Origin of the sequence: Sphingorhabdus sp., from assembly GCF_050921905.1 — a bacterium.
In the GTDB taxonomy this organism is placed as follows: Bacteria; Pseudomonadota; Alphaproteobacteria; order Sphingomonadales; family Sphingomonadaceae; genus Sphingorhabdus_B.
Genome location: NZ_CP050888.1, coordinates 1,850,251 through 1,872,930 on the forward strand (window position 1 = coordinate 1,850,251; position 22,680 = coordinate 1,872,930).

12 protein-coding genes are annotated in these 22,680 nt (G+C 54.0%); 4 read left to right on the forward strand and 8 right to left on the reverse strand.

The features are described 5' to 3' along the window. Positions 1-77 precede the first annotated feature (77 nt). From HEQ18_RS09035 to HEQ18_RS09055, 5 genes are all read right to left on the reverse strand, one after another. Positions 78-1,784 carry a ShlB/FhaC/HecB family hemolysin secretion/activation protein gene (locus HEQ18_RS09035; RefSeq protein WP_432814449.1) on the reverse strand — a complete coding sequence of 569 codons (1,707 nt, stop codon included), beginning with the start codon at positions 1,782-1,784 and terminating at the stop codon, positions 78-80. Next, the gene (locus HEQ18_RS09040) at positions 1,774-3,738 is read right to left on the reverse strand and encodes a CHASE2 domain-containing protein (RefSeq protein WP_432814450.1); all 1,965 of its coding nucleotides are present in this window, start codon (positions 3,736-3,738) and stop codon (positions 1,774-1,776) included. Before HEQ18_RS09040 ends, HEQ18_RS09035 begins: the two co-directional genes overlap by 11 nt. Next, positions 3,735-4,496: a hypothetical protein gene (locus HEQ18_RS09045; protein WP_432814451.1), complete on the reverse strand. Its 762-nt coding sequence runs from the start codon at positions 4,494-4,496 to the stop codon at positions 3,735-3,737. Before HEQ18_RS09045 ends, HEQ18_RS09040 begins: the two co-directional genes overlap by 4 nt. Further along, positions 4,493-7,399: a CHAT domain-containing tetratricopeptide repeat protein gene (locus tag HEQ18_RS09050; protein WP_432814452.1), complete on the reverse strand. Its 2,907-nt coding sequence runs from the start codon at positions 7,397-7,399 to the stop codon at positions 4,493-4,495. The genes HEQ18_RS09045 and HEQ18_RS09050 overlap by 4 nt, the downstream gene beginning before the upstream one ends. A 284-nt stretch (positions 7,400-7,683) precedes the next feature. After that, positions 7,684-8,574 (reverse strand): tetratricopeptide repeat protein, encoded by an 891-nt coding sequence (locus tag HEQ18_RS09055; protein WP_432814453.1) that lies wholly within the window; start codon positions 8,572-8,574, stop codon positions 7,684-7,686. A gap of 219 nt (positions 8,575-8,793) precedes the next feature. Here HEQ18_RS09055 and HEQ18_RS09060 point away from each other — a divergent pair, with 219 nt between their 5' ends. Genes HEQ18_RS09060 through HEQ18_RS09075 form a run of 4 tightly spaced genes read left to right on the forward strand, consistent with a single transcriptional unit; the run spans position 8,794 to position 14,793 of the window. Continuing rightward, positions 8,794-11,244: a cyclic nucleotide-binding domain-containing protein gene (locus HEQ18_RS09060; RefSeq protein WP_432814454.1), complete on the forward strand. Its 2,451-nt coding sequence runs from the start codon at positions 8,794-8,796 to the stop codon at positions 11,242-11,244. Continuing rightward, a complete protein-coding gene (locus HEQ18_RS09065) occupies positions 11,244-12,119 on the forward strand; it encodes a hypothetical protein (RefSeq protein ID WP_432814455.1) in 876 nt (291 codons plus the stop codon). Before HEQ18_RS09060 ends, HEQ18_RS09065 begins: the two co-directional genes overlap by 1 nt. Positions 12,120-12,126: 7 nt before the next feature. Beyond that, positions 12,127-13,929, forward strand: a complete 1,803-nt coding sequence (locus HEQ18_RS09070) for a cytochrome c3 family protein (RefSeq protein WP_432814456.1) — start codon at positions 12,127-12,129, stop codon at positions 13,927-13,929. A 15-nt stretch (positions 13,930-13,944) separates the two neighbouring features. Continuing rightward, positions 13,945-14,793, forward strand: coding sequence for a phosphodiesterase (locus HEQ18_RS09075; RefSeq protein WP_432814457.1), 849 nt, complete (start codon positions 13,945-13,947; stop codon positions 14,791-14,793). On the opposite strand, the gene HEQ18_RS09080 is transcribed toward HEQ18_RS09075, so the two are convergent. The 3 genes from HEQ18_RS09080 to HEQ18_RS09090 are packed head-to-tail and all read right to left on the reverse strand — an operon-like array spanning position 14,786 to position 22,679. Further along, positions 14,786-18,790, reverse strand: coding sequence for a multiheme c-type cytochrome (locus HEQ18_RS09080; RefSeq protein WP_432814458.1), 4,005 nt, complete (start codon positions 18,788-18,790; stop codon positions 14,786-14,788). The genes HEQ18_RS09075 and HEQ18_RS09080 overlap by 8 nt on opposite strands. After that, positions 18,790-20,697, reverse strand: coding sequence for a hypothetical protein (locus HEQ18_RS09085; protein WP_432814459.1), 1,908 nt, complete (start codon positions 20,695-20,697; stop codon positions 18,790-18,792). Before HEQ18_RS09085 ends, HEQ18_RS09080 begins: the two co-directional genes overlap by 1 nt. Then, complete coding sequence (locus tag HEQ18_RS09090) at positions 20,694-22,679, reverse strand: heme-binding protein (protein WP_432814460.1); 1,986 nt, start codon at positions 22,677-22,679, stop codon at positions 20,694-20,696. The genes HEQ18_RS09085 and HEQ18_RS09090 overlap by 4 nt, the downstream gene beginning before the upstream one ends. Position 22,680: the final 1 nt, after the last annotated feature.

A 22,680-nucleotide genomic window follows, 5' to 3' on the forward strand; every position in this document is an offset into this window, starting at 1 on the left:
CAGGCGGCGAATAGTCCGACGGCATGTTTGACCATGATTGGCGGATCGAATTTTTGCGCTGGTCATGACATCGTCTTTCAAAACTGCAAAATTGCGCCGAGCGTGAAGCGGCCGCCACTTTTGATGCCGTCCGTTAGCGCGCGGCGTGCTGACGCGAACTGTGTTTCGACCGACAACTGGCGTAGGAACGTGAACCGCGCTCCAACCCCGAGCGAGGAAATAGTCGCACTTTGTTTGGGCGTTTCCTCATAGGCGAGCGCCGTGGTTTGCGCCCAGTCGGCGAATGCGTAGACTTGGACCGCCCCAATGAGGTTGGGCACCTGCGCGTCCGGAAGCGATGCATGCAGTTCACCAATCACTCCAACGCCACGCTCGCCGGTCACCGATGATGAATCATAGCCGCGTCCGATGCCGCTTCCGCCAAAAGAGATTTGCTCTCCCGAGAGTAGACGGCTGGTCGAATATTGGCCTTGCAATGTCATGCGCGCGCCGATTGGGCCGCGGATCGGCTGATTGCGCTGGAATTGATAGGTCAACCGCAGAAAATGCGGATCGAACCCAAGAACCGACGGCAGTGGTGCATTGGCACCGTTTGCACCGAACAGGTCAAGACCATGGAGCACGTTAACGCCAAATGTCATGTCGCCAGCCAGCCAGCCTATCTGTCGCCATTGCAGCCCAAGGCTGGCAACTGTGCTCCGGTCGTCGTTAATCTCTGTGCCCAACGCTTTGACGAAGCTGCGGTTCAGCGTTATCCCAGCATCAAGATAGATGGAATTGGCTCGGGATCGAAGCAACGGCACGCGCAAACTTGCGCTCAGCGAACCTGATTTACTTTGCACATCAAGATCACGAATTGGTCCGCCTGGGGCTGCGTGCGCGACGAGCGCGCCGATGCTGCCCACTGCACCATTATCGCCGAGCGGAGTTGCATATCGACCGCTTAATGCTTGCAGTTCTCTAAAACCTTCCCCGGACATTGCCAGCGACAGGTCAAGCGCCCCGGGCCCGCCAAAGGGCTGGAAGATTGTTGTGCCAATCGAGTAGTTAATAGGACCCACGACGTCGGAACCCGAGTTATCGACTGCGGCAAAGGCAGTTCTTGGCGGTTTGATGGTTGTTAGCAAGATATCGCTGCTCCCCAATGTGCCCCCGGGACGCAGCACGCTTGTCACGGCTATGCCAGGAGTATCATTTAGGAGGAGCAGTCTTTGTTCAAGATCAAGGAAGCGCACCGGGCGCTGACCCAGCACCGGGGTGATCAATGCTTGGGTACGCTTCCTGCTGGGATCATTAGGTGCTTGAACAAAAGCGTTGGCTAAGTATCCCTCGACTACCTGTACCTCAAGAGTGCCGTCGCGCACCTCTTGCGGTGCGATGAAAACCCGCGTCAGAAAAAAGCCTTCGGCGCGATAGAGATCTTCAAGTTTACTGGCAGCGTCGCGCAGGTCGCTCAAAACGATTTTCTGGCCTTCAAGCGGGGCAAAAATTGCGCGCCAGCGCTCTTCTGGGAAATGCGTCGCACCAGTTACCTTGATGCGGTTAATCGAAAAAACAATCTCATCGACCGCTTTGGGAACGCTCGCCTTTTCCGGGTTCTGAATGCGTAATTGCAATGGCGTGTCCGGGAGTGGCAGCGGCTGGATCCGCTGGCGCGAAATGTCCGCCTGTGGCGGTGGTTGGAAAATTTGTGCAGAGACAGGCGAGGCGCACATGGCGACCACCGACGGTACAACGTAAAATATAGGCGCAACATACGCCCAAACGCCAAGTTTATTTGTCATCCATCACCACACGTGATGAGAGCAACCCGTGTGCAACCCGTTCCTGATGGAAGCGGATCACGGGATCTTCTGGATACTCCTTGGAAAGGCGCGCCAGACATTCGACAGCGCCTGGATCACTGGCTTCAAGCAAGGCATAGGCCCGGCGATAATCCGCAATCAGTTCAGGCGCATCGGTAGCAGCGATAGGGGTATAAAGGCGCGTCGCCTCCTCCTTACCTTTAAGCACAATGTCGCCAATCGGTCGAAAGTCGAGATCGGAGCATTGGTCGACAACCTGCTGCGTACAACAGATTCGCGTGCCGAAATATTTGTTGACGCCTTCCGTCCGCGCGGCAGTGTTCACGGTGTCGCCTAGCGCCGTGAAATCCATGCGCGATTGAGAGCCAAAGTTCCCGATAATCGATAGACCGCTATGAATGCCTATGCGGGTGACGCCAAGCGGGATATCTCGGGCGTTGCAATCCTTTCGGAAGGCTTCGGCATAAGCGTCGAGTTCAAGCGCGCAACGAATTCCTCGCGCAGCATGATCGGGCTGCGGTATCGGCGCATTGAAGATCGCCATAATGGCGTCGCCGATGAATTTGTCGATCGTGCCGGCATGCTTTAGGATGATCTCGCACGCGCCGTCGAGATAGTTGTTTAAGACTTCAGAGAGTTCTTCAGCCTTCAATTTTTCAGACAATGTGGTAAAGCCGGCGATATCGGTGAAGATGAATGTCGCATCTAGCTTGGAACCGGACACTTGCACCGCGCTCGGATCGGCAATCAATTGATCAACGACTGCCGGCGAGACGTATCGCGAAAACGTGCTCTGAATAAATTTGCGCTGCTTGCGTTCGCCGCGTCCAATAATGAGGTCCATCATCCACAAAGCGAGGAATAGCGACAGCGTCGGCCCGAACAGCGGCAACATGGGCAAGCCTTTGCCAAAGCCCACGATTGAGCCGACCCAATATAGAAACGTGATTACGACGCTGATACCGACATTGAAGACAATGCCCATTCGCAACAGGCTTAGTCCAGTGCCTATTATGGCGAAAAGCGACAACATGCCAATGGTCCATGACAGAGGTACAGTGGGCGGACGCCGTCCTTCCAGAATCTGTGTGATGCCGTGGGCTTGAACCATCACGCCCGGCATGTTGCCCCGATCGCCATCGTCAATGATGGATAGCGGGGTACGGTGGCGATCTGTAATCGACAACACTGCGCCGATTAACACGATCTTGCCCTTGATCATCTCAGGCGGCAGAAACTGCAGATAAGTTGCCGAAAACGTTGGAAAAGGCGTGTTTTCGGCATCTGGTTGTGCACGCCACGCGATGTCGACTGGAAACAGAGGCGCTTCTACACCGCGCATTCCGGCCAATTTTCGCACAAATCCAGCCGGATGCCGCGCGGTGTCAACGCGCTGTCCATTAATGACAGTGCCGCCGGGGTTAATGCGGCGGACCAACCCGTCAAACGGATCGGTCAGCAGATTTGCCTCTGCGCGCATGCTTTCCGGAATAAACGCCTCCATATAGGCAAGCTGTTCGGCATTAACGACATTGGGGGCCGAACTGAAGCTGAAGGCTAGAGGCGTGCTGGTTGAGCGGATGACCTTTCGAAGTCGCTCATCTTTTGCGGCTTCGGTTGGTTGATCGACAATGATGTCTACGCCGATGGCGGCGGCGCCCTTGTCTTCAAGCTGCTCGATCAAATCGGCAACAAGCCCCCTATCAACGGGCGACCTATACGAAAATGCGGCCAGCGTTGCCTCGTCGATGGCAATGACTACGACATCCGAAGATGGCGGCATCGCGGGCTGCATCGCTGCAACCCGAATATCGGCAAGCTTTGTTTCCAGATTTGCCAGCGGCGCGATAAACTGAACGCTGCCACCGCTCAGCAACGTGGCGGCAAACGCAATCGCGATTGCAACCAAGATTTGCCGGATTGCGCGGTTCATCTTTGTAACATCCCTGTCTGTGTTTCAATATTGCCTTGCGACGATGCGCTGTCGTCAAGGTCCTTGCCGATTGCCCTTAGATATGAGTCAGCTTGTTGAACGCATGCCTTTTCCAGCATCCAGGCGGTGACCACCAGAGGGTCGTCTATATCACGTGGTATCATGCTGATACGGAGGGGATATTCCTGGCCATCTGCACGGATTATGAAGGTTTTTAAATCGTCAAGCCCGATGATATCGGGAGGTGTCATGCGATCCGTAGCCGGCTTCCATATATAATCGGCACGCCACGAGCGATCCACGGGAAATACGGAAAAGGCCTTTTCGGTAAGGCTATCCGGACGCCACCAGACTGGCTTTTCCCCCTCTTTTAGGCAACGGTCGCCGCCGCGCGAGATGTCGATAAGCCAAGGCTCAGGCAAGGGCGCTGCATTGGCTCCGGACCGCACTGCCCCGACGGAACTGGCACGGTCATTGCGGGTGGCGATGAGTGCTGCCAACGCGACGCGTGGGTTCTGAACGGACCCAGCGTTACGGACTGCTGGACCAGAATAGGGACCGCGCAATGTGGACATCCGGCCATCGGGTGCGACCAGAACTATTTTTTCGCCCTCGGCGAGCTTAACCGGGCGCGCGCTATCGATACGCATCCCGGGCTTTAGGCCACCACCGCGCGCTTCAACGACGATCATCGGCGTGGCGACGGCGGGCCAGGCAAGGACGAGCGCAAGCCCGGTAGCGAGCGCCTTCCAACTCATGTCGCAGCTCTCTCGTTAAGCGGAGGCGACGCACCGTCGCCGATTAAGACAAAGGCCGCCCAGAAAAAGGGGTGCGCCGAGGCTGGGTTTGCTATTGCCTTTAGTTGCGCTTGGACAAGGGCTTTATCTATCGACAAATCAGGGTCGGCGCCGACAGCCTTAAAGACATCGATCATTAAACGCGCAGTTGCCGCGGACGGCACCTGCCAATGGCTGACCAGCAGACTGCGGGCGCCAGCGTAGAAGAAGGCTTCGGCTAGTCCCGAGAGGGTCTCGCCGCCCAGTTTGCCGCTGCCGTCCGATGCGGTATTACAAGCTGACAGCACGACGAGGTCGGCGCGAAGTTCCAGCGCAGCGATCTCGCTGGCGTCAAGCAAACCGTCGGTTGAGCGCGTTTCTGCAATTGTTGCAGGGGGCGTTAGCACGAGCCCTGGTTCAGATTCGCATTTCAATTCGCCAGGTAAGACACCATGGGTGGCAAAATATAAAATGCGATAGTCCGACAGAGACTTACTGCGCAGATTGGCTTCGGTCGCGTTCTCGGCGAGCATGATTTCTGCGTCCGGTGCTTTGAGAGCGGCCGCGACTGCGGCAACCTCGCTAGCGGTTTCGGGCAATGATGTCAGCATGCGAAGTGTTTCGGGTGATGCAGCGGCATCCTTTCGGCAGCTGCTTAACAGACCCGCAAACCCAGCCTGTGTCGCCTTTGAACCTATTGGCCCCTTACTTGGCGGGGGAGCGAGCAGCGGGTTGGCTGCGGCCAGCAGAAGTTGGCGCGGCTTGCCTACAAGTCGCGTCGAGCGGAGTGCGATGAAACTGGCGATTGACGGGCTGTGGGTGATAGCAAATTGGCGGGAAAGCCAAGCGGCACTGCTGTAGGTTTTGTTATCTACAGGCTCGGTGACAAGAAGACCGAATGGCAGGCTTGCCAGAGCGCCCGATGGCACAATAATCAGTCGCTTTACTCCGCTGAGTTTCGGGACGACTGGGCCAAGCAATTGAGAAAATAGTTGATGCGCGGTTTCGAGATCGAAATCAGCAACCGAGCTTCCTTCTATTTCAAGTCCGCGGCGCAAGCTTTTTACACTTGCAGCGATATCGTCTGCGCCAGCCGACACCTCCGCAACGATCGTTCCATCGCGTCGGATAAGCTGAACGAAAGATTTTTCCCTACCAAGCAGGAAGGTAACCAAGGCTTCATTGTCGTCTAGCCGCGAGCGAACATCGTCAAGCCTTGGCAACTTTCCTTCCTTCAGAGCTTGATATTCGGGAAATCGCGTTGCGATTTCTGCGCGAGAAGCTTCGATGCGGGACGCTTGGCTAGTAATCTGCGCAATGAGCGCGTCCTCTGCTTCGGGGTTGCGGTCATCGGCCGCAAGTGCCTGCTGCTGGGCTAATTCGCTTTGAATGCGGGCCATCTCACGATTGTCGTCCTCGGCGCGCCGCAATAAGGCCGACAATTCGACGGATCCTGACGAGAGGCGCATGGCGGTTAAGGCAACTGTTCGGTCGCGGCCGGGCTTGCGGGCAAATTGAAAGGCGTCAAATACTTCGGTAAACAAACCCTGCCGTTGCTTCTCGTCGGTAATACCGGCGCTATAATTGACGACTGCCGCTGCCAGCGGCATCAAGTCTTCCCCAGTGAACGGTATACTGTCGCGCGGCAGTCCGCGGGCGAGGCTAAGCGCTTCTCTGTAAGCGATTATAGCGTTTGTATTCATGTCCTCTGCTTGGTAGGCGCGCGCCAGCGCTGTGCGTAATCGCAGGGTGCCTGCGCCTTCACCAAACGCATCTTTGCGGATCCTGATCGCGGTCTTGAAGTAAGTTTCCGCAGCTGCCAGTCGACCATCCGACAGGCTGGTTTCACCAAGCACACCCATTATATCGGCGCGCCACCAAACTGGCGTTGCGGGCGCGGCTGCCAGTGCCAGTAATGCTTGGCTTGCAAGCACGTTGGCGCTGGTTGTGTCACCGCTGCGCATCAGCACAAACGCTTCAAGGTTCAAGGCCATCGCCATTTCCCCTCGCGCCAAGGCTGTGTCGTCGGTAACAGGGCGCGCTTCGGTTATGGCGCGCCATTGCGCGACCGCATCGCTGGCTTCTGAGCGAGCCGCGATATAATCGCCGCGCAATGCTGATATATTGGCCCTGTACGTCGCTAGGCGGGCTCGCTCGGCGGGGCTGGGCGATCGTTCTATGATCGGCGCAGCGCGGCGCAGCAGGCCATCTGACTCGTCAAATCGGCCAAGATTTGCAACGACCATAGCCATATCGAGAAAAAGCGCGTTAGTTACAACGTCATCCTCGCCAAAAATGCGAATTTGAACATCGAGCGCCCTGCGCAACGCTTGTTCGGCTTCGGCATAGGCAAAGCGACTGTTTGCTAGCCTAGCATCCGACCAAAGTTCGCGGATCAACGCTTGGTCCACTTCGCTCCCGATGACAATCGGGGCGGACCACAGAGCTCGAACTTCCGCTGCTAGAAGGGTTCGGTTTGTTTCGTACGGTTGGCCGAGTGTCTCCAATAAGGCTGGATAAGCTGAAGCGGGACCTTGAACGATGTTCAGCGTTCCACCGCTGATCTGCGCGAGCAATAAGATCGGCCAACCATCAGTTGAACTTCTGCACGGCAGGGCGAGAACAAATTTGCCATCACGCGGCAAGTATCGCTCTGGTTCGCAGTTTAATTGGGCATTGAGCAGCAGCTCTCCCTTTGCTGCGCCGAACGCACGTTTGAGCGATTGCTCACCGGAATCTGTGCCGGTCTCTGGTAGTAACAGTCGGGCGGCCCTGCCAACAGCCAACCCACCACATATTAGCTCACGGTCATCGACAAACACACTGCTTGGCGACTGTTCAGGCGTTCCCCTAAGTTCGCATTTTTCTCCGGACAATGTTGCCATCCCCGCCGGTGCATTCGAGGCGTGTGCGGAAGCGCTTGCCCACACAATCAAAAAAGCCGAAAAAAATGCTCGAAGTAGAAAAATATTTCACTTTCAGGCAATCGTTAGAAGAATCGCCGTTACGTATTGTCACTTGGTCGGACTTCATTACTGAAGTGAGAGACCACTGTAAAGTGTTATAAAATGAGAATTCGAAAGTGGCAATGATATCTCGATTGAGGCGCGCCTATGCGGTTAAGGTCTAATTTCGCCGGGCTCAGAAAGCACCGGCCGTTCTCCTAAATTTAAGTTCCTGGAACACCAAGTATTTGAGCTTCCTTAAGGAGCTTACTTTGCGCCTCCGGATTTGCTGCGACTGACTTTGTTAGTGCCGCTTTTGCCTTCGCCGTCTCGCCTAATGTCATGCGGCTTCGCATCAGCATGATCCAACCGTCTACGTTTTTAGGATTTTTCGCAAGCTTGGTCTCCAGCCCTTCTACCATTGAGGTCACCATTTGCTGCTGTTGGCCAGGTGGTAGCTTGGCCGCCTGCGCCATGTCGGCTTTACTGGGTCCAGGTATCGGCGCTGCCGCGATGCTTTTCAGGGTTGCGGATAGGTCACTATTCCGGCTTTCTTGAGCGCTTGCTAAGCTTTTTATAACATCGATTTTGTTGATTTTTCCAACTTGCTCGATGGTCCGGATAAGGTCAGCCTCCCAAGGTGCATTCTTCGGAGTGTCCTTCAATAGCTTCAACCAATCATTGATTGCGCCTCTATGGTCGCCATCTAAATCCTTACTCACCGCAAGAAAATAGCGGGATCGCGGATCTTTTGGATCAAGTATTATCGCTTTATCAAAAGCGGCTTTGGCTGCTTTTGGCATAGGGTTGCTCTCGTCAGCCATCACCAAAGACTCGCCAAGCGATGACCAATATACTGCGCGGTCCGGTTCAAGTTTCGTTGCTTTACCGTAAGCATTAGCCGAATCTAGGTACCTGCCATTTTCGAAGTAAGACCAACCGAGCAACTGCCAAGCCTCCACATCGGCTGGATCTTTACGCGTTCTTTCTTCAAGCGCCGCTATCGCTGCATTTGGTCCGGCTGCATTGGCGGTAATGCCTTCAACGGCCGTCGCGGTACTTGGGTCGCCTTCGCTGCCCAAGTTGCGCGAGGCGCCAATGATGATGGCTATCATGAACAAAGCAAGCGCGCCGAAGAGAACGAACCTTGGAATTTTCGATGTTTCAGCTGTGTCGGTCATGCGCGCCTCAATTAAAATAGAATTAAGGTATAGCGCTATTTGGAAGAGATGGTAAAGTTTCTTAAAATCGACAAATCACATTTTAGGTGGGTATTTCTTGCCGCCTTGTCCGCGGATTTTTTGTCGGTTTGATCATGATGGGGGAATGAAGGCATGACAACAAGGTATCGCGTTGCAATCATTGGGTCCGGACCTGCCGGACTGAGTGCTGCCGCGCGCGCCGCTGTCTTAGGTCTGACCCATGTGTTGCTCGAAAAGACCGATCATCTCTCCGACACTATATACAAGTATCAAAAGGGCAAGCACGTCATGGCAACGCCCAGCCAACTCGTCTTGCGGTCAGATATCGACTTTGGCGCAGGAAAACGGGAAGTCATACTTGATACATGGGACAGTCAAACCGGCGACCACAAAGTGAACGTCCGCTATAATTCAGAGGTCAAAGCGATTGAAGGAGAGCGGGGTAGTTTCAGTTTGCAGCTGACCGATGGGGCCGTCATTGAAGCCGAAACCGTCATCCTTGCCATCGGGACGCAAGGGAACCCCAATTTGATGCGTTGTGATGGCGGCGGCTTACCTCACATTCAATATACACTTGATGATCCCGGCGCATATATAGACGAACATATAGCCGTAATCGGCGCGGGCGACGCAGGGATAGAGAATGCGTTGGGTCTTGCGGCGGATCCTGAGCAGCGCAATACGGTTACGATTGTAAATCGGAACGCAGAATTCACCACCGCCAAAGATGCCAATATCAAAGCCTTGCTAGCTGCGCGCGATTCCGGTCGGGTGATTGTGCGGACGGGTACAACGCCGTCTTTGGTTGAGCCCGGGTTTATCACATATGATACACCAGACGGCGAAGCCAAGGTCAAATGCGATCGGGTTATTGCGCGTATGGGATCAGCACCGCCGCGTAAATTCATTGAGAGCTGTGGGGTGGAGTTTACGAGCGAAGATCGGGTGGCGTTTCCAAAATTGTCGCCTTCTTTTGAATCAACTAAACCGGGTATCTATGTAATTGGCGCGCTGGCAGGTTATCCGCTGATTAAGCATTGCATGAACCAAGGCTATGATGTCGTTGAATTTATCAATGGTAATAATGCATTGAAGCCAGCCGATGAACCGATCCTCGAGGCCAAGTTTAAAAATTTACCAGGACGCAAAAGTGTCGAGGAATGGCTTGAATTTCTGCGGTCCAATATCACGATATTGAACGGGCTGACGCCGTTGCAAATGCGTGAGTTTATGCTTGATTCCGAAGCGCGATTTTACCGGAGTGGAGAAACAATTTTTGAACGCAATGATCCCGGGTCGTCGCTTTTTACGATCGCGAGTGGTTCTGTTGAGGTGCTGATTGACGCTAACGATCCCACCAAAATCGTTCCAATCAACACGGGCTCAATCTTTGGCGAAGTCGGATTGATTTCGGGTCGGCGACGTGGAGCAACAATCCGTGCTGGCGAGGATTCTATCTGCGTCGAAATCTCGCGGACTGCCGCGCTGAAGTTGCAGAGTTCGGTGCCCGCCGCCAAGCGTGCAATTGAACGCATCGCAACAGAGCGCCAATTACTTCAGCTCTTCGGGTCCGGACTTGTTTCTTCAGACTTGACCGAAGTGCTCGACAATAGCGAAATACAGACCGTAAGCGCAGGTAAGCCGATAATTACCGAAGGCGATGACGGGGATGACATGTTCATCATCCGCCAAGGATCTATGATTGTTGAAAAGAAGGTGGCGGGAAAACAAGTGTTTCTGTCGTATCTTCCTGCGGGATCTTATGTCGGAGAAATGGCGCTGATAGGAAATACCCGCCGAACTGCCACAGTGAAAGCGGCAGTCAAATCCGAAGTCATTAAACTCGACGGCACAGTGTTCAAAACATTACTGGAGAAGAAGCCGCAACTGCTGGCGCGAATCAAATCTGACATGGCATCGCGACAAGACCTCAACGCATTTATCGAAGCCAAGAAAGACAGCTTTTCCGGCGTCGTTGATATGTATTCCAACGTTGCCAACTTCCTTGTTGAGAACGGAATGGGTGAAGCAACCGACGTGCTGTTGATCGACGAAAGTCTCTGTGTTGGTTGCGATAACTGCGAAAAGGCCTGTGCCGACAGTCATGAGGGTTTGTCGCGCTTGGACCGTGAGGCAGGCCGGACATATGCCCATCTTCATGTGCCCACGTCATGTCGCCACTGCGAACATCCGCATTGTATGGCAGATTGCCCTCCCAATGCCATTCACCGCGGTCCTGATGGCGAGGTGTTCATCGATGACACCTGCATAGGTTGTGGCAATTGCCAGCGCAATTGCCCTTACGGCGTTATCCGCATGGAGGCTGAGCCACCGAAAAAGCCAGGATTACTGAGTTGGATGCTCTTGGGTATGGGGCCGGGTCCAGGCGAGCCTAGTAAGAAATGGTCGTATAAAAATGCTGACCCCAATGTCGAAAAGCCCAAGAAGGCGATTAAGTGCGACATGTGTTCGGGCATAGATGGTGGCCCAGCCTGTGTCCGGGCCTGCCCCACTGGCGCCGCGATACGGGTGTCCCCTGAGAGGTTCCTCACGGTCGCGAAACTTCAAGGCGAGGGTAACTAATGGCTGGGCGGGCAGTACAGTCTGGGCGGGTGCAGAGCGACGGGACGCATGAGGGTTTTTTGCGCCATGCGAATTTTCGCTGGCTCAAACGTGCCACGGTAATTTCGCTGCTGGCGATAGTCGGCTATCTGATGACCGACGTCCAGCCGCGTCATAACGGCGGCAGCTGGTACGGCTATGTATTGGGCAGTGTCGGCGTCCTGATGATCCTTTGGCTCACCCTAATAGGTATCCGCAAACGCAAAATGTCGCGAGGCCACTGGTCGCTAAAGGCCTGGACATCGGCGCATGTCTACATTGGACTTAGCCTGATTGTTATCGGGACGCTGCACACCGGGTTCCAACTCGACTGGAATGTTCACACGCTGGCTTATATATTGATGATGATTGTAATCTTGTCGGGCATCTGGGGGATTTCAGTCTACGCAACCATACCAAAGCTTATGAGCGCCAATCGCGACCAGACGACCGAGGCGCAAATGCTTGCTTCTTTGCGCTCGATTGACCGACAGCTGCATGACGCGGCGCAACCGCTTGATCAAAACCATGCAGAACTTGTGCGAAGTTCGCTGGATCAAGATCCGTTTGGTGGCGGAATTATCCGCAGGATGGCCAATCGATACGCGACCTGCAAGACGCGCACAGCGCATGACGAAATTCTACTTATCATGGGAAGTCAGCCGGGAGGCAAGGATGATCCGTTGGAGAAAGTCGGCTCGCTTTTGGGGCGCAAAAGGGCGATCCTAGCGCGGACACGAAAGCATTTACAGTTAAAGGCCATGCTTGAAATATGGCTCTATTTGCACGTGCCGCTGACATTTGCGCTCATCGCTGCGCTTATCGCCCATATTGTCAGCGTGTTTTTCTACTGGTGACCGCAGCATGACTTTTCTTGTCCGTCAAATATCGCGCACCTCGGATGGCCGGGAAATAATCCGTGCCTATCCCCATGACGTGCGCGAGATTATAATTGGCCGTGAAGCGTCGTGCGAGATCCACCTCACCGATTTGGCTGTTGAAATGCGCCATGCCCGGTTGACGTTGCAGGCGAATGGAAAGCTAGAGATAGCCGCACTTGCAGGGCTCGGTTTTGAGGTAGATGGCCGCTACACGTCGCAAGCGATTATCGAGCCAGCTGGTGGCGCCGAGATGCGCTTTGGCGGCCATTTATTGGTCATTTCGGAAGAGGATGCCGTAGTCGTCATTACCGTAGAGCGCGTCGAAGTGCTGTCGGACTCGACCAAAGAAAGGGATGAGATCGGTCTTTTCACCTTACGGGGTGTTTTGCCTAGCCGGCGGATTATGGCGTGGGCATTGTCCGTGATTGTACTGCTGGCTCTCTTGGTTTGGCCTATCCACACATTCTATAATTATCAAAATTCCGAAAAACGACCCACGGCTTTTCATGCCGACAGTCTTTGGAGCAGCGGGTCGCTATCGTCGGCGCATGCAGGATTGGGAATGAATTGCCAGTCGTGCCATACGGAAGCATTTGTTGCGGTGCGCGATAGTTCATGCGTGTCTTGCCATAAGGATGTCCACGATCATGCCGATCCTAAAAGGCTAAAACTTGCCAAAGCTCCGCTTGATTGGGATGGAAAAATATCGCGTAAAATTGCAGATAGTTTTAGTCGTCCCGAAGGCCGTTGCGTTGAATGTCATACAGAGCACGAAGGTGCCGGGCCGATGGAAGATACAAAGCAGCAATTTTGCAGTAGCTGCCACACCGATATGAACAAACGGCTGACTGACACAAAGCTTGCCAATGCGGGTGATTTTGGCACTGCGCATCCCCAGTTCAAGCCAACGGTGATAACCGCGGCCGGTTCCCCGCCGAAATGGGAGCGGATATCGCTCGATCAAAAACCCGTGGAAGATAGCGGATTGAAATTTCCACACAATGTTCATCTGTCGAAGACGAATGGTGTTGCGCGTATGGCCGCACGGCTGGGCAAGCAATATGATTTTGGTCAGGCGCTTGAGTGTAAGGATTGTCACGTAAAGACGCCTGATGGGGTTGGGTTTAAGCCGATCGATATGGAGCAAAATTGTTCCCAGTGTCACAATCTTGGTATTGAAAAGATCGGCAACACAGTGCGCACATTGCGCCATGGCGACCCAAAAATGGTCGTTGCTGACCTTCGCGCATTTTATCGAGCAGGCGGTCCCTACCGTGTAAGCACGCAGCAATCCATGGAAGGACGCAGGCGTCCTGGCGATTATGCCCGCAGCCAGCCATATTATGCCTATTTCGGCAGCGTCAATTACGGCCGCGCCGATAGCGCCATCCGCGCGGTCTTCTCAAAAGGTGGGGCATGCTATGATTGCCATAAGGTAATCGCGCCACCTGCCGGTTCGGACAATTGGCAAGTGCAAAAGGTCTATCAAACCTCGCGCTTTATGACGAAAGGTTGGTTCGACCATGACGCGCATGACACTGAAACCTGCTCATCCTGTCACGCGGCGAAAAAGTCGGGTAGTGCCAGCGAAGTACTGCTTCCGGGTATCAAGACATGTCGAACATGCCATGGCGGCGAGGCCTCTAACGCAGATGTTCCATCGAGTTGCGCAATGTGTCATAGCTTCCATGCCGATGAGGGGTCGCCATGGGTGCCAAAATTTGATATGACGCGCAAACGGGAACTTAGCAAAGCCCGCGTAGAGAATAACAAGGTGCGCACATAGACAGAGGGATTTGCGTTGTTAATTGCTCAGGTTACCGACATTCATTTAGGATTTGATCGGGATGACCCGGCCGAGTTCAACCGCAAGCGCTTGGATCAGGTGCTGCGGCATTTGAACAATGGCCCCAACCGACCCGACTTACTCATTGTCACAGGTGATTTGACCGAACATGGGGCTGCCGCGAGCTACAGGCAGTTGGCCGATGCGTTTAGCATCTGCAGCTTTCCCGTTCACATGGGCCTTGGCAATCATGATATCCGAAGCAATTTTACCGCGCAATTTCCAGAAGTTCCCGTGGCAGATGGGTTCGTTCAATACGCGCTGGAAGCTGGCGGTGTTCGGGTGCTAATGCTCGACACGCTGGAAGAGGGGCGTCACGGCGGTGCTTTTTGCGACACGCGTGCCAAATGGCTTCGATCAACACTTGCCCAAGATCGTAATACGCCGACGATCATCGCCATGCATCATCCCCCTGTCGAAATCGGCATAGCGTGGATGAATACCCATGCCGAAGAACAATGGGTCAGCAACTTCACGCGAGCGATTGAAGATGCTCCCAATGTAAAGGGAATAATCTGTGGCCATGTCCACCGGTCCATTGCCGTGCCGTGGCAGGGGACGTCTGTTGCGATATGTTCTTCTACCGCGCCGCAAGTAGCTTTGGACTTGAACCCTATTGATCCGGAAAACCCTGATGATCGGCCCATGATTGTCGCCGATCAGCCCGCTTATGCGCTGCACCTATGGAACGGACGTGAGCTCGTGTCGCATTTTGATAGTGCAGGTGACCGTGCTGTGTTGGCCAAATATGATGACCGACTGCAAGCGCTCATCAAACAGTTGATTGTAGAGCGACCTAACTAGGTGCTTTCAAGGGTGGCCGCCAATTGGTTACTTCCGCGTCATCCGTTACCATATAGGGCTTGCCTAGGCTGTTAAGGAAAAGCTTCTCCATTTCCGCCCGCGTAAACGGCCGCGAACCCAGTCGTCCAAATACCGCAATCTGTTTTCCGGTTTCATCTACTGCACGGTCACGGTCGATACCCTTAGAAATGGCATAAGCCGGTGACGGCGTTTTTGCCCAAGCAATCAGTTCCGGCTTTGGCGCAGGCGAAAAGCCATAATAATTGGGCTGGGTCGATGGCGACGTTAGCTGAATAACCTTCATCCCGTTTCTGCCGTCAGCGACATATGCGAAAGCCGAGGCATTGGTAGAGCCCACCACAACATCTTCGGCATCGGACAATTGTCCACCAAAAGTTTCTTTGAGATATATAGAGGGCGCTGCCGGTTTTGTGACGTTAACGATTACCAAGCCATCCTGCTTGCCGGCAATATATAGATATGTGCGTGCGACATAGAGTTTGCGGGCATTGGCCAGCGCGATATTGCCTTGCGGCACCGCTATTGGTTCGGCCAATTTGGTCACGTCAAATAACTTCACACCTTCGGCATCGCTAACCCAAAGATAGCGAAATTGAATTGCCGATGCGCGCGCATCATTCAGTTTAATCACAGCAGTCGTTTTTGGTCGCAGTGGATCATCAAGATCGACGACAACCAGCCCGACATCGGCGGTGACATAAGCATAATGTCCGGCAAGCGTGATGTGCCGCGCGCCTTTCAGAACGCCTTGATCGTTCCAAGTCACCGCACGTTTTAGGAAGTTATTGCGGAATTCGCCATCGGCCATTGTGTTGATATCGACAAGGATAAGACCTTCTACGCTATCGGTAATCACCGCAAAATTATAAATCGGGTGGAATGCTTGTTCCTGATTGGCTTCCCGCATTGCGGGCGTGTTTCGCAACGGACTGATCGGCTGGTTGGTTGCCAGCGCCATGCACGTCGCGTTCTTCGATTTGACCCGCGTATTATGACCTAACTTGGAGAATGGACCGGACAAAATCCGTTCGGAGAACCCTTTGTTAGCTATCGACGCGACGTCATAAACTTGAAAGCCGCGATTGCCTTGGGCGACAAACATATATTCGCCCCGCAGTTGCAGACAGCCAACTTTGTCGCCAGTGCCTTGCACAATATTGACGAATTCCTCTGTTGCGTCGGTTTCACCCGAGAGGTTTTTGTCGAGCGTCTTGCCGCGCACCCAGTTTTTAAGCTCGCGCCCATTTTGGTCCACGTGAAGCTTGTAATAATCCGGATAAGCATAGCGTTGTAGATACGAACCTATCACCGCCTGCGGCTCGTCCCATTCGGTTACGCGTACCGCCTCAAAACCGCCTTCCAGCCCAACCCACGCATTGAGCCCAACAAAATTCACGTAATTTGTACCAAGCAGCATCAATTGCGCCATGATCGCATTATTGTCGCCGGAAGCCGACAAATGGCAATCGGTGCATTGCTTTGTTTCGGTTTTGCGGACCGTATGAGGAAAATGTGGTGCGAATGCTTGGCTAGAAAAACCGATCGAACTGATCGGCGGCTGCTGAATGTATATCCGCTCACGGTTGACGTTCGTTGACGACAGGACCAGCGCAGAAGTGGATCGAACGGGCGCGATTATATTACCCTTGGTTGTCTGATGCCGCCCGAGTTGGAACATATCTTCGCGCGCAACTTGCGGGTTATAGGTCGCAAAATTGCGTGTCTCTTCTTCTTCATATTTATGTGTTTTGGTTTTCCAATTGGCCTCAATTGGCAAATGGCATCCGCCGCAACTTGTGGTCCACGACAGGTGGCAGGTGAAGCAGGTCATTTTGTCGTCACCATGGGCGCGTTCGCCTACGGGGACATCAAGTCCATATTTATAGTCGCCTGTTTCTTTGCCCACACGACCCATAAGTTTTGCACGCGCCGCTTTGGCGTTAAAATGTCCGCTGCCGGGGTTCATGCTATCTTTGACCAAGCTGACTTCCCATTCCAGCTTGGGATCAACAATGGATCGTTGGATCAGCTTGCGGCTGCCATCAGATTCAAACAGCCATTCGAAACGACGACGACCATCGGCATTGCGGAGTAACGCGAGATTATTCCCCTGCGGCCGCGCCGCCGGGCCAGATGTCAGTAGCGTGGGGTAAGCGTCGGCCGTGCCGTGACAATCTTTGCAGCCTATTTCGACAGCATTGGCGACTTCCGCATAGATCAGACCATTGCCATGGCTGTCCTGCGCGAAATGGCAGTCTGCACATTGCAGCCCCTTCTCGGCATGAATATCCATCATATGCACGGTCTTACCGGGATTTATCCCCGGCTCGACAAATTTGCCCTCACCCTTTTTGCGCCATTTTTCAGGATCGTCGGGCGCCACTATCTTGCCATCTGCATCCAGCAAATTGCCCTCGCGGTCGCGCTTGAAAATGCCACGGAAATTCCAACCATGGCCGTGATAATCCGCAAATTGGGTTTCTTTCAACTTAGGGTTAAGATCATACACATTGCGCAAGAAATCGAGATCCGACCATTTCCCCTTGGGTGCTGCAGCCTCAGGATTGCGGTTAAGAACTTTCAATCTTTCCGCCGCCGTTGGATATTTCTGCTTTTCGGGCCACATGGACGGCGCGTCAGATTCATAATCCCACATAGTATAGCCGAGGTAACTGTTCAGGAAGATGTTCGGCTGATGCATGTGGCAATTCATGCACTGTGATGTTGGAATCGCGCGCGTGAATATGTGGCGCAGTGGGTGGCCCTTTTCCTTTATTGGCCCTTCTTTATGGCCGGGCTCTTTCACAGCGCCATGGCCTTTGTCATCATGATCAGCCGGCTCCAGCTTATTGGCAATGGTCGGATCAATCGTCTGCGTCTGTCCGTCGCGGCCATATTGTGAATAGCCTAGGCTGTGCCGAGGTTCCCGATCGTTAGCGTAGATGACGTGACAGGCGGCACAGCCAGAGTGGCGATAATCACCAGGTTGATCATTCGTCCCCATAAACCACATGAACGGGTCGTTGAGCCGAGTTTTGTGGATATTGAGAATAGGGATGGCTACGCGTAACCCAGTAGCCGGACCGCGATTGGATTGCTTGAGATCGGGACGCCCCGGCTCTTCCAACCTTTGTATGCTGCCAGTCGGGTTGGGTAGGCCAACTTCGGCAAACTGCGTATTGATATTACGCCCGCCGCGTTCAAAGACGCGGAACACATCGCCGGGAGGAACAACTGTCCACATTGGCAGGGGATAAAGCGCGGCCAGCGCACCGCGCTTTTTTTGTTCCTCGGTCACTGTGCCGACAGGGCTGCCGGGCGACATAACTTTCGCCGGTTCGCCATGCTTAGTATAAGCTTCGCCAGCGACGTAATTTTTGTAGGGTAAAATGCCATTGTTATACGCAGCGCCACCCCATAGCATCGCACCTGACGCCATCAGTGAACGCTCGCCTGCTTCGATTACTTCCATATGGCAGGCACCGCAGGATTCGCGCACAACGCGGTAATCAGTCGGGTTGTTGAATCGAATGAATTCGGGGCTTTCTTGGTTCAACAAGGCGTAGCTGCGTTTGGGATTGGCAGACGATGGGAAATGCCAGCTTTTTGGATATTTGGGCAGGACGTGCGCCTTGTCACGCGCCGCGACATAGGCAGGGTCATCATGTTTCAGGTTGGAATTACCCATGACTTTCGGATCGCCACCATGACAATCCACGCAGCCCAGTTGCACGGCTGGCGAGCTGTGCATGGTCGGTGCATCGGTTTGGACGTGACAGGAATAACAGCCCGCTGATTTTGCCAGCACGTCTGACGCTTCTTGCGTGCGCGGTGCAGGTGGGAAGGTCGGGTAGATGCGCTCGACTGGCTTTTCCTTGTCCGCAGCATAAGCGAATGATGCCGCAAAAACGCAGCATAGCAGCAATAATATTACCGCCCATATCCGGTTATAGTTCAAGGCAAAAGCGGCGCGCATCAGTAAGTTAATATCACGTTGGCGAGCAGCGAGTAATAGCGTTTGTCGCGCGGCCGGTTGGTGAACAAATCTTTAAATCCTTTACCGGGCAACAAGGTGGCAGCCGACAACCGGGCAACGATGTTTTGCGTCGCTTTGGGACGCCATATCGCCGCTGCTGACAAGTCGCAACCGATCTCTCTTGGAATACTACCCTCCGCACGGAGCACTTTCAGATTGGATGTATTTTCGAACCACAGATAGTTGGCGTTTGTTGACAAACGCATCGTCGGCGTCAGATCAAAATCAGCCCCCGCGCCAAGCAATATGGTGCCAGGATTGTTGAAATTCGACTGACCTTGTTCTTTAGACGAGCGCAGCGAGTTTAATATACCGTTACGGCCATTGACGCTGATCGCACGGCCGCCGCCGGCGAAGGGAATAGTCTGGCGTATCCAGTAACTGGTGTCTGCTCCTGCAAAAATGGGATTTTCAAAAATCGCGTCGAAACCTGTTTCTTTGTTATCAAACGGGTCGCGGTCACCCATTGCATAAAGTCCAGACAGACGGAAACGCATCCAGTCAAGATCATAGCTTGCTTCAGCGGCAGTAAAGCCAGCACGGATTTTTGATTTTTGCCCGGTGAAGAAATTCTGACTATCGGTCCCGAGCGCGCCGTAGATTGATGCGGTTAGATTCACCCGTCCAATGCGGCCATCGGCATTATAACCAAGATAGACAACGTCGTAATTCCGACCGCGCAAATTACCAAGCAAGGCAGGTCGGACAGGAAAGCCATTATCGTCAATCTCGACCTGATTTTTCTCACGATTCATATTATAGACGGCAGTAATTTGGCTGGTCAGGCCAGGAATAGGTAGATCTTGCCGATATAGGTTTCCGATGAAAACCCAGTCGTTGCGCGGTCGCTGAACGACACTATTCAAGCCCGAATTGGTGTCTTTTTCCAGACGCCAGAAGGCGCCCAAATTATACTGCCAGCGGTTGTTATCCCGATTGCCGAAATAGCGGATGCCTAATTGCTGGTCGTTGAACAGAAAGCCCCGGAAATCGCTTTGGAACGGCTGTATGCCCACACGGATCGATTCGAAGTCATAACGATCCGATGTATTCCGGATGTGATAGTCAACGAACAATTCCTGCAATCCCAGAAAATGATCAAGCCGGTGCGAAGGCTTTGACGGCTGGACAAACAGCACGCGTTTTTCCGGAACATTTACATAATTGACGTTGAGCGCAAGCGCCACGCGATATTCTATATCGGGCGGTTTAAAAGCGGTCAGGCCTTTGATAAGTGCGGCACCAACGATAAACGTTTGTGAATATACCTCGCTACCGTCGTTACCAAAAATATCCAAATTGCCCGGACGCTCGGTCGTTTGTACGCCGACTGGTATCGGGAATGTCCGCGCTTCAACAACCGTATCGCTGACCGCGCTTGCAACGAAAAACCAATCATTGGCCTTGATAGGCAACCACGGCACCTTCGCGCGATTGATGGGACGGTCGCCCTTGTAGGTATTCTGGTTGTACGGATCGAACCAGCGCTCCTTCACCAGCCCTAAAGACTGGATAAGGCGCCACCTGTCCGGAATTGGAAACTCATCGGTTGGAAATGCCTCAGGTGGAGGAGGACGCACCGCGCCAATATTATCTTGCGTGACTTTGTCAGGGAGGCGCGGTTGATATCCTGGACGTTTGCGACCTTCGATAATGCCATTATCGGGTTCGGCAAGCGGATCGCCTTTGGATTTCTTTGGCAAAGAGGTTTCGGCTTCGACTGGCGCCGCATCCATTACTTGCGCGTCTGCAGCAGTCGGTTCCGGCGTCACCCCGACGGCGGCGAGCGCGCTATAAACACTGGTTACTGTGGTTGCTGGCATTGGCGGCAGATCGGTAAACATCATAACCCCTGACACACATTCTGCTGGTTGGTACCCAAGAAGGGCGCGAACGGGCAGCCAATGTAGCGCAGCCTTATTTTGGCTCCACCCACAGTGACTTCGATCTGATCTGTGCGTATCGCAGGAGGGGCATTCCCAATGCCGCCAATGCGCAGGCCCGTGGTATTTGCGCCTAGGAAGCCAGCCATATCATCCTGATCTATACCATCTCCCGAAACGCCAATCGCGCCAACCAAGGTTGATCCGCGATAAACCGGCACGGATCCGGGGAAAATTTGGATGCCGTTTTGCAATCGGTTTTGCCCGGTTGTAGCGTCTGGCATCGTGGTGCAGCGGGCGGGAGTGTCTGGATTTCTGCCCAGCAAAAAGCCAACATGGGTATTAACATTACCGACAATCAAGGCGGACTGAAGTCCGGTAGAAAAAGGATTGAAGCCGTTAATGTCGCGCGAAAATGGTCCGGGGGCTCGCCCAACTTCGCCATCGGGGAAATAGGGCCGTGAAATATTGCTGATCGCACGGGTGGTCCACGCATGCTGACCGGTGAAAATGTTGCTGCTGCCGAAAAATGTCCGCGCGCTGGCAAGAAACGTACCGACACTCGGACTATTGGTTGCAGCCAAATCGGATGCTGCGCGCGGGTTAGAGAAAAACGCGGCGGTTCTTGCTTTTTGCAATGAAACATCCGTACCAAAAACAGGTGCATCAGGGCCGCGCACAATGCCAAGGACCGCGCCATGCGTGTCGACCAGGCTGATCGTCATTTGTGCGAGACTGTCATTAGGGCGGCGAATTTGCCCGCGAGAGCGGCTCATTACTGCGAAGGATTCTTCCAGCAACGATCGGGCCTCGGCGGCGCTGAGTGGTGTCGCAATCGAGGCAGCATCTGTTCCGGCGCGTATTGGGAAGCGATTGGTTCCCGATCCATCGGATAATATATAGGCATCGCGGTTGGTAAACTCCGCTGCGGTGGCCGCTCGGACGCCCGATGCCTCGCTGCCAAAAACCGTCCCAGCGATTATGCTGCCGACGGAATAACCCGGGACAGGCACCACATTGCCAACTCTACCGTTCAGCGCAGCAAAGCTTTGCACGGAGCCACCGCGCAATCCGGCCGTTGTCGCGTCCGAATAGCGTAATAATGTACCGTCGACACTGATGCGCTCGGCCTTGATATCCTCGTTGGGCGCGAAACCTTGCGTTGCTGCGAGCGCAATAAATTCCTCAACATCATTGTCGACGTTCAAAATGTTCGGGTCGAAACCATAAATGCCATCGCCCATTACGCCCACGCCGCCAACAACTGCGCCGTTTTTGTAAAGAGGAAATCCGCCCGCATCTGCCGATAGTCCCAGCGGCGAACGCTTGGGACCGATAAGTGCGGCCGTGCCAAAACTGCCAAAGCGTTGCATCAGGTCTGAACATGGGAGTTGGCTGAATTGCACGCCATATAATGGGCCGCTTTCCAAGCCCACGGTTGTCGGCGCCGGTGGAAAATGCTGCTGGATAATCTGGCTTGCCGTGCGGGTAGAAAAGGCGTTGGCACTGCTCGACAGATAAGCGCCGGTAATCGCCTTTGCGATGGCCCCTGCAACCGCCGCCGGAGCGGGCAGATTAACACCTTGCAGATCGGTGTTTGATGAAGGCCCGGCTGGCGCATCAGGAACCTTCAGGCTTAAATTCGCGCCGTTCATAACGAACACGCCGAGTACATTGCCAACGCGGTCTACTACCGCGATGGTGGAAGGCAAGTTTCGCGCCTGCGCCTCTGCCACTGCCAGCGATATCACGCGTTCGACATCTGTGACCGTGAGCGATTCCGGTGCGGGATCTGCATACTGTCTCGCCGCACTGGATGTTGGCGTTGGCGAAGGCGCCAGCGCGTTGTTGCCGCCACCGCTTGCGCCGCTGCTGCTTTCGCTGCCGCCACAGGACGACAATATAAGCGAACAGATTGTAATGATCGCCGTCAGTTGTTTACGCATA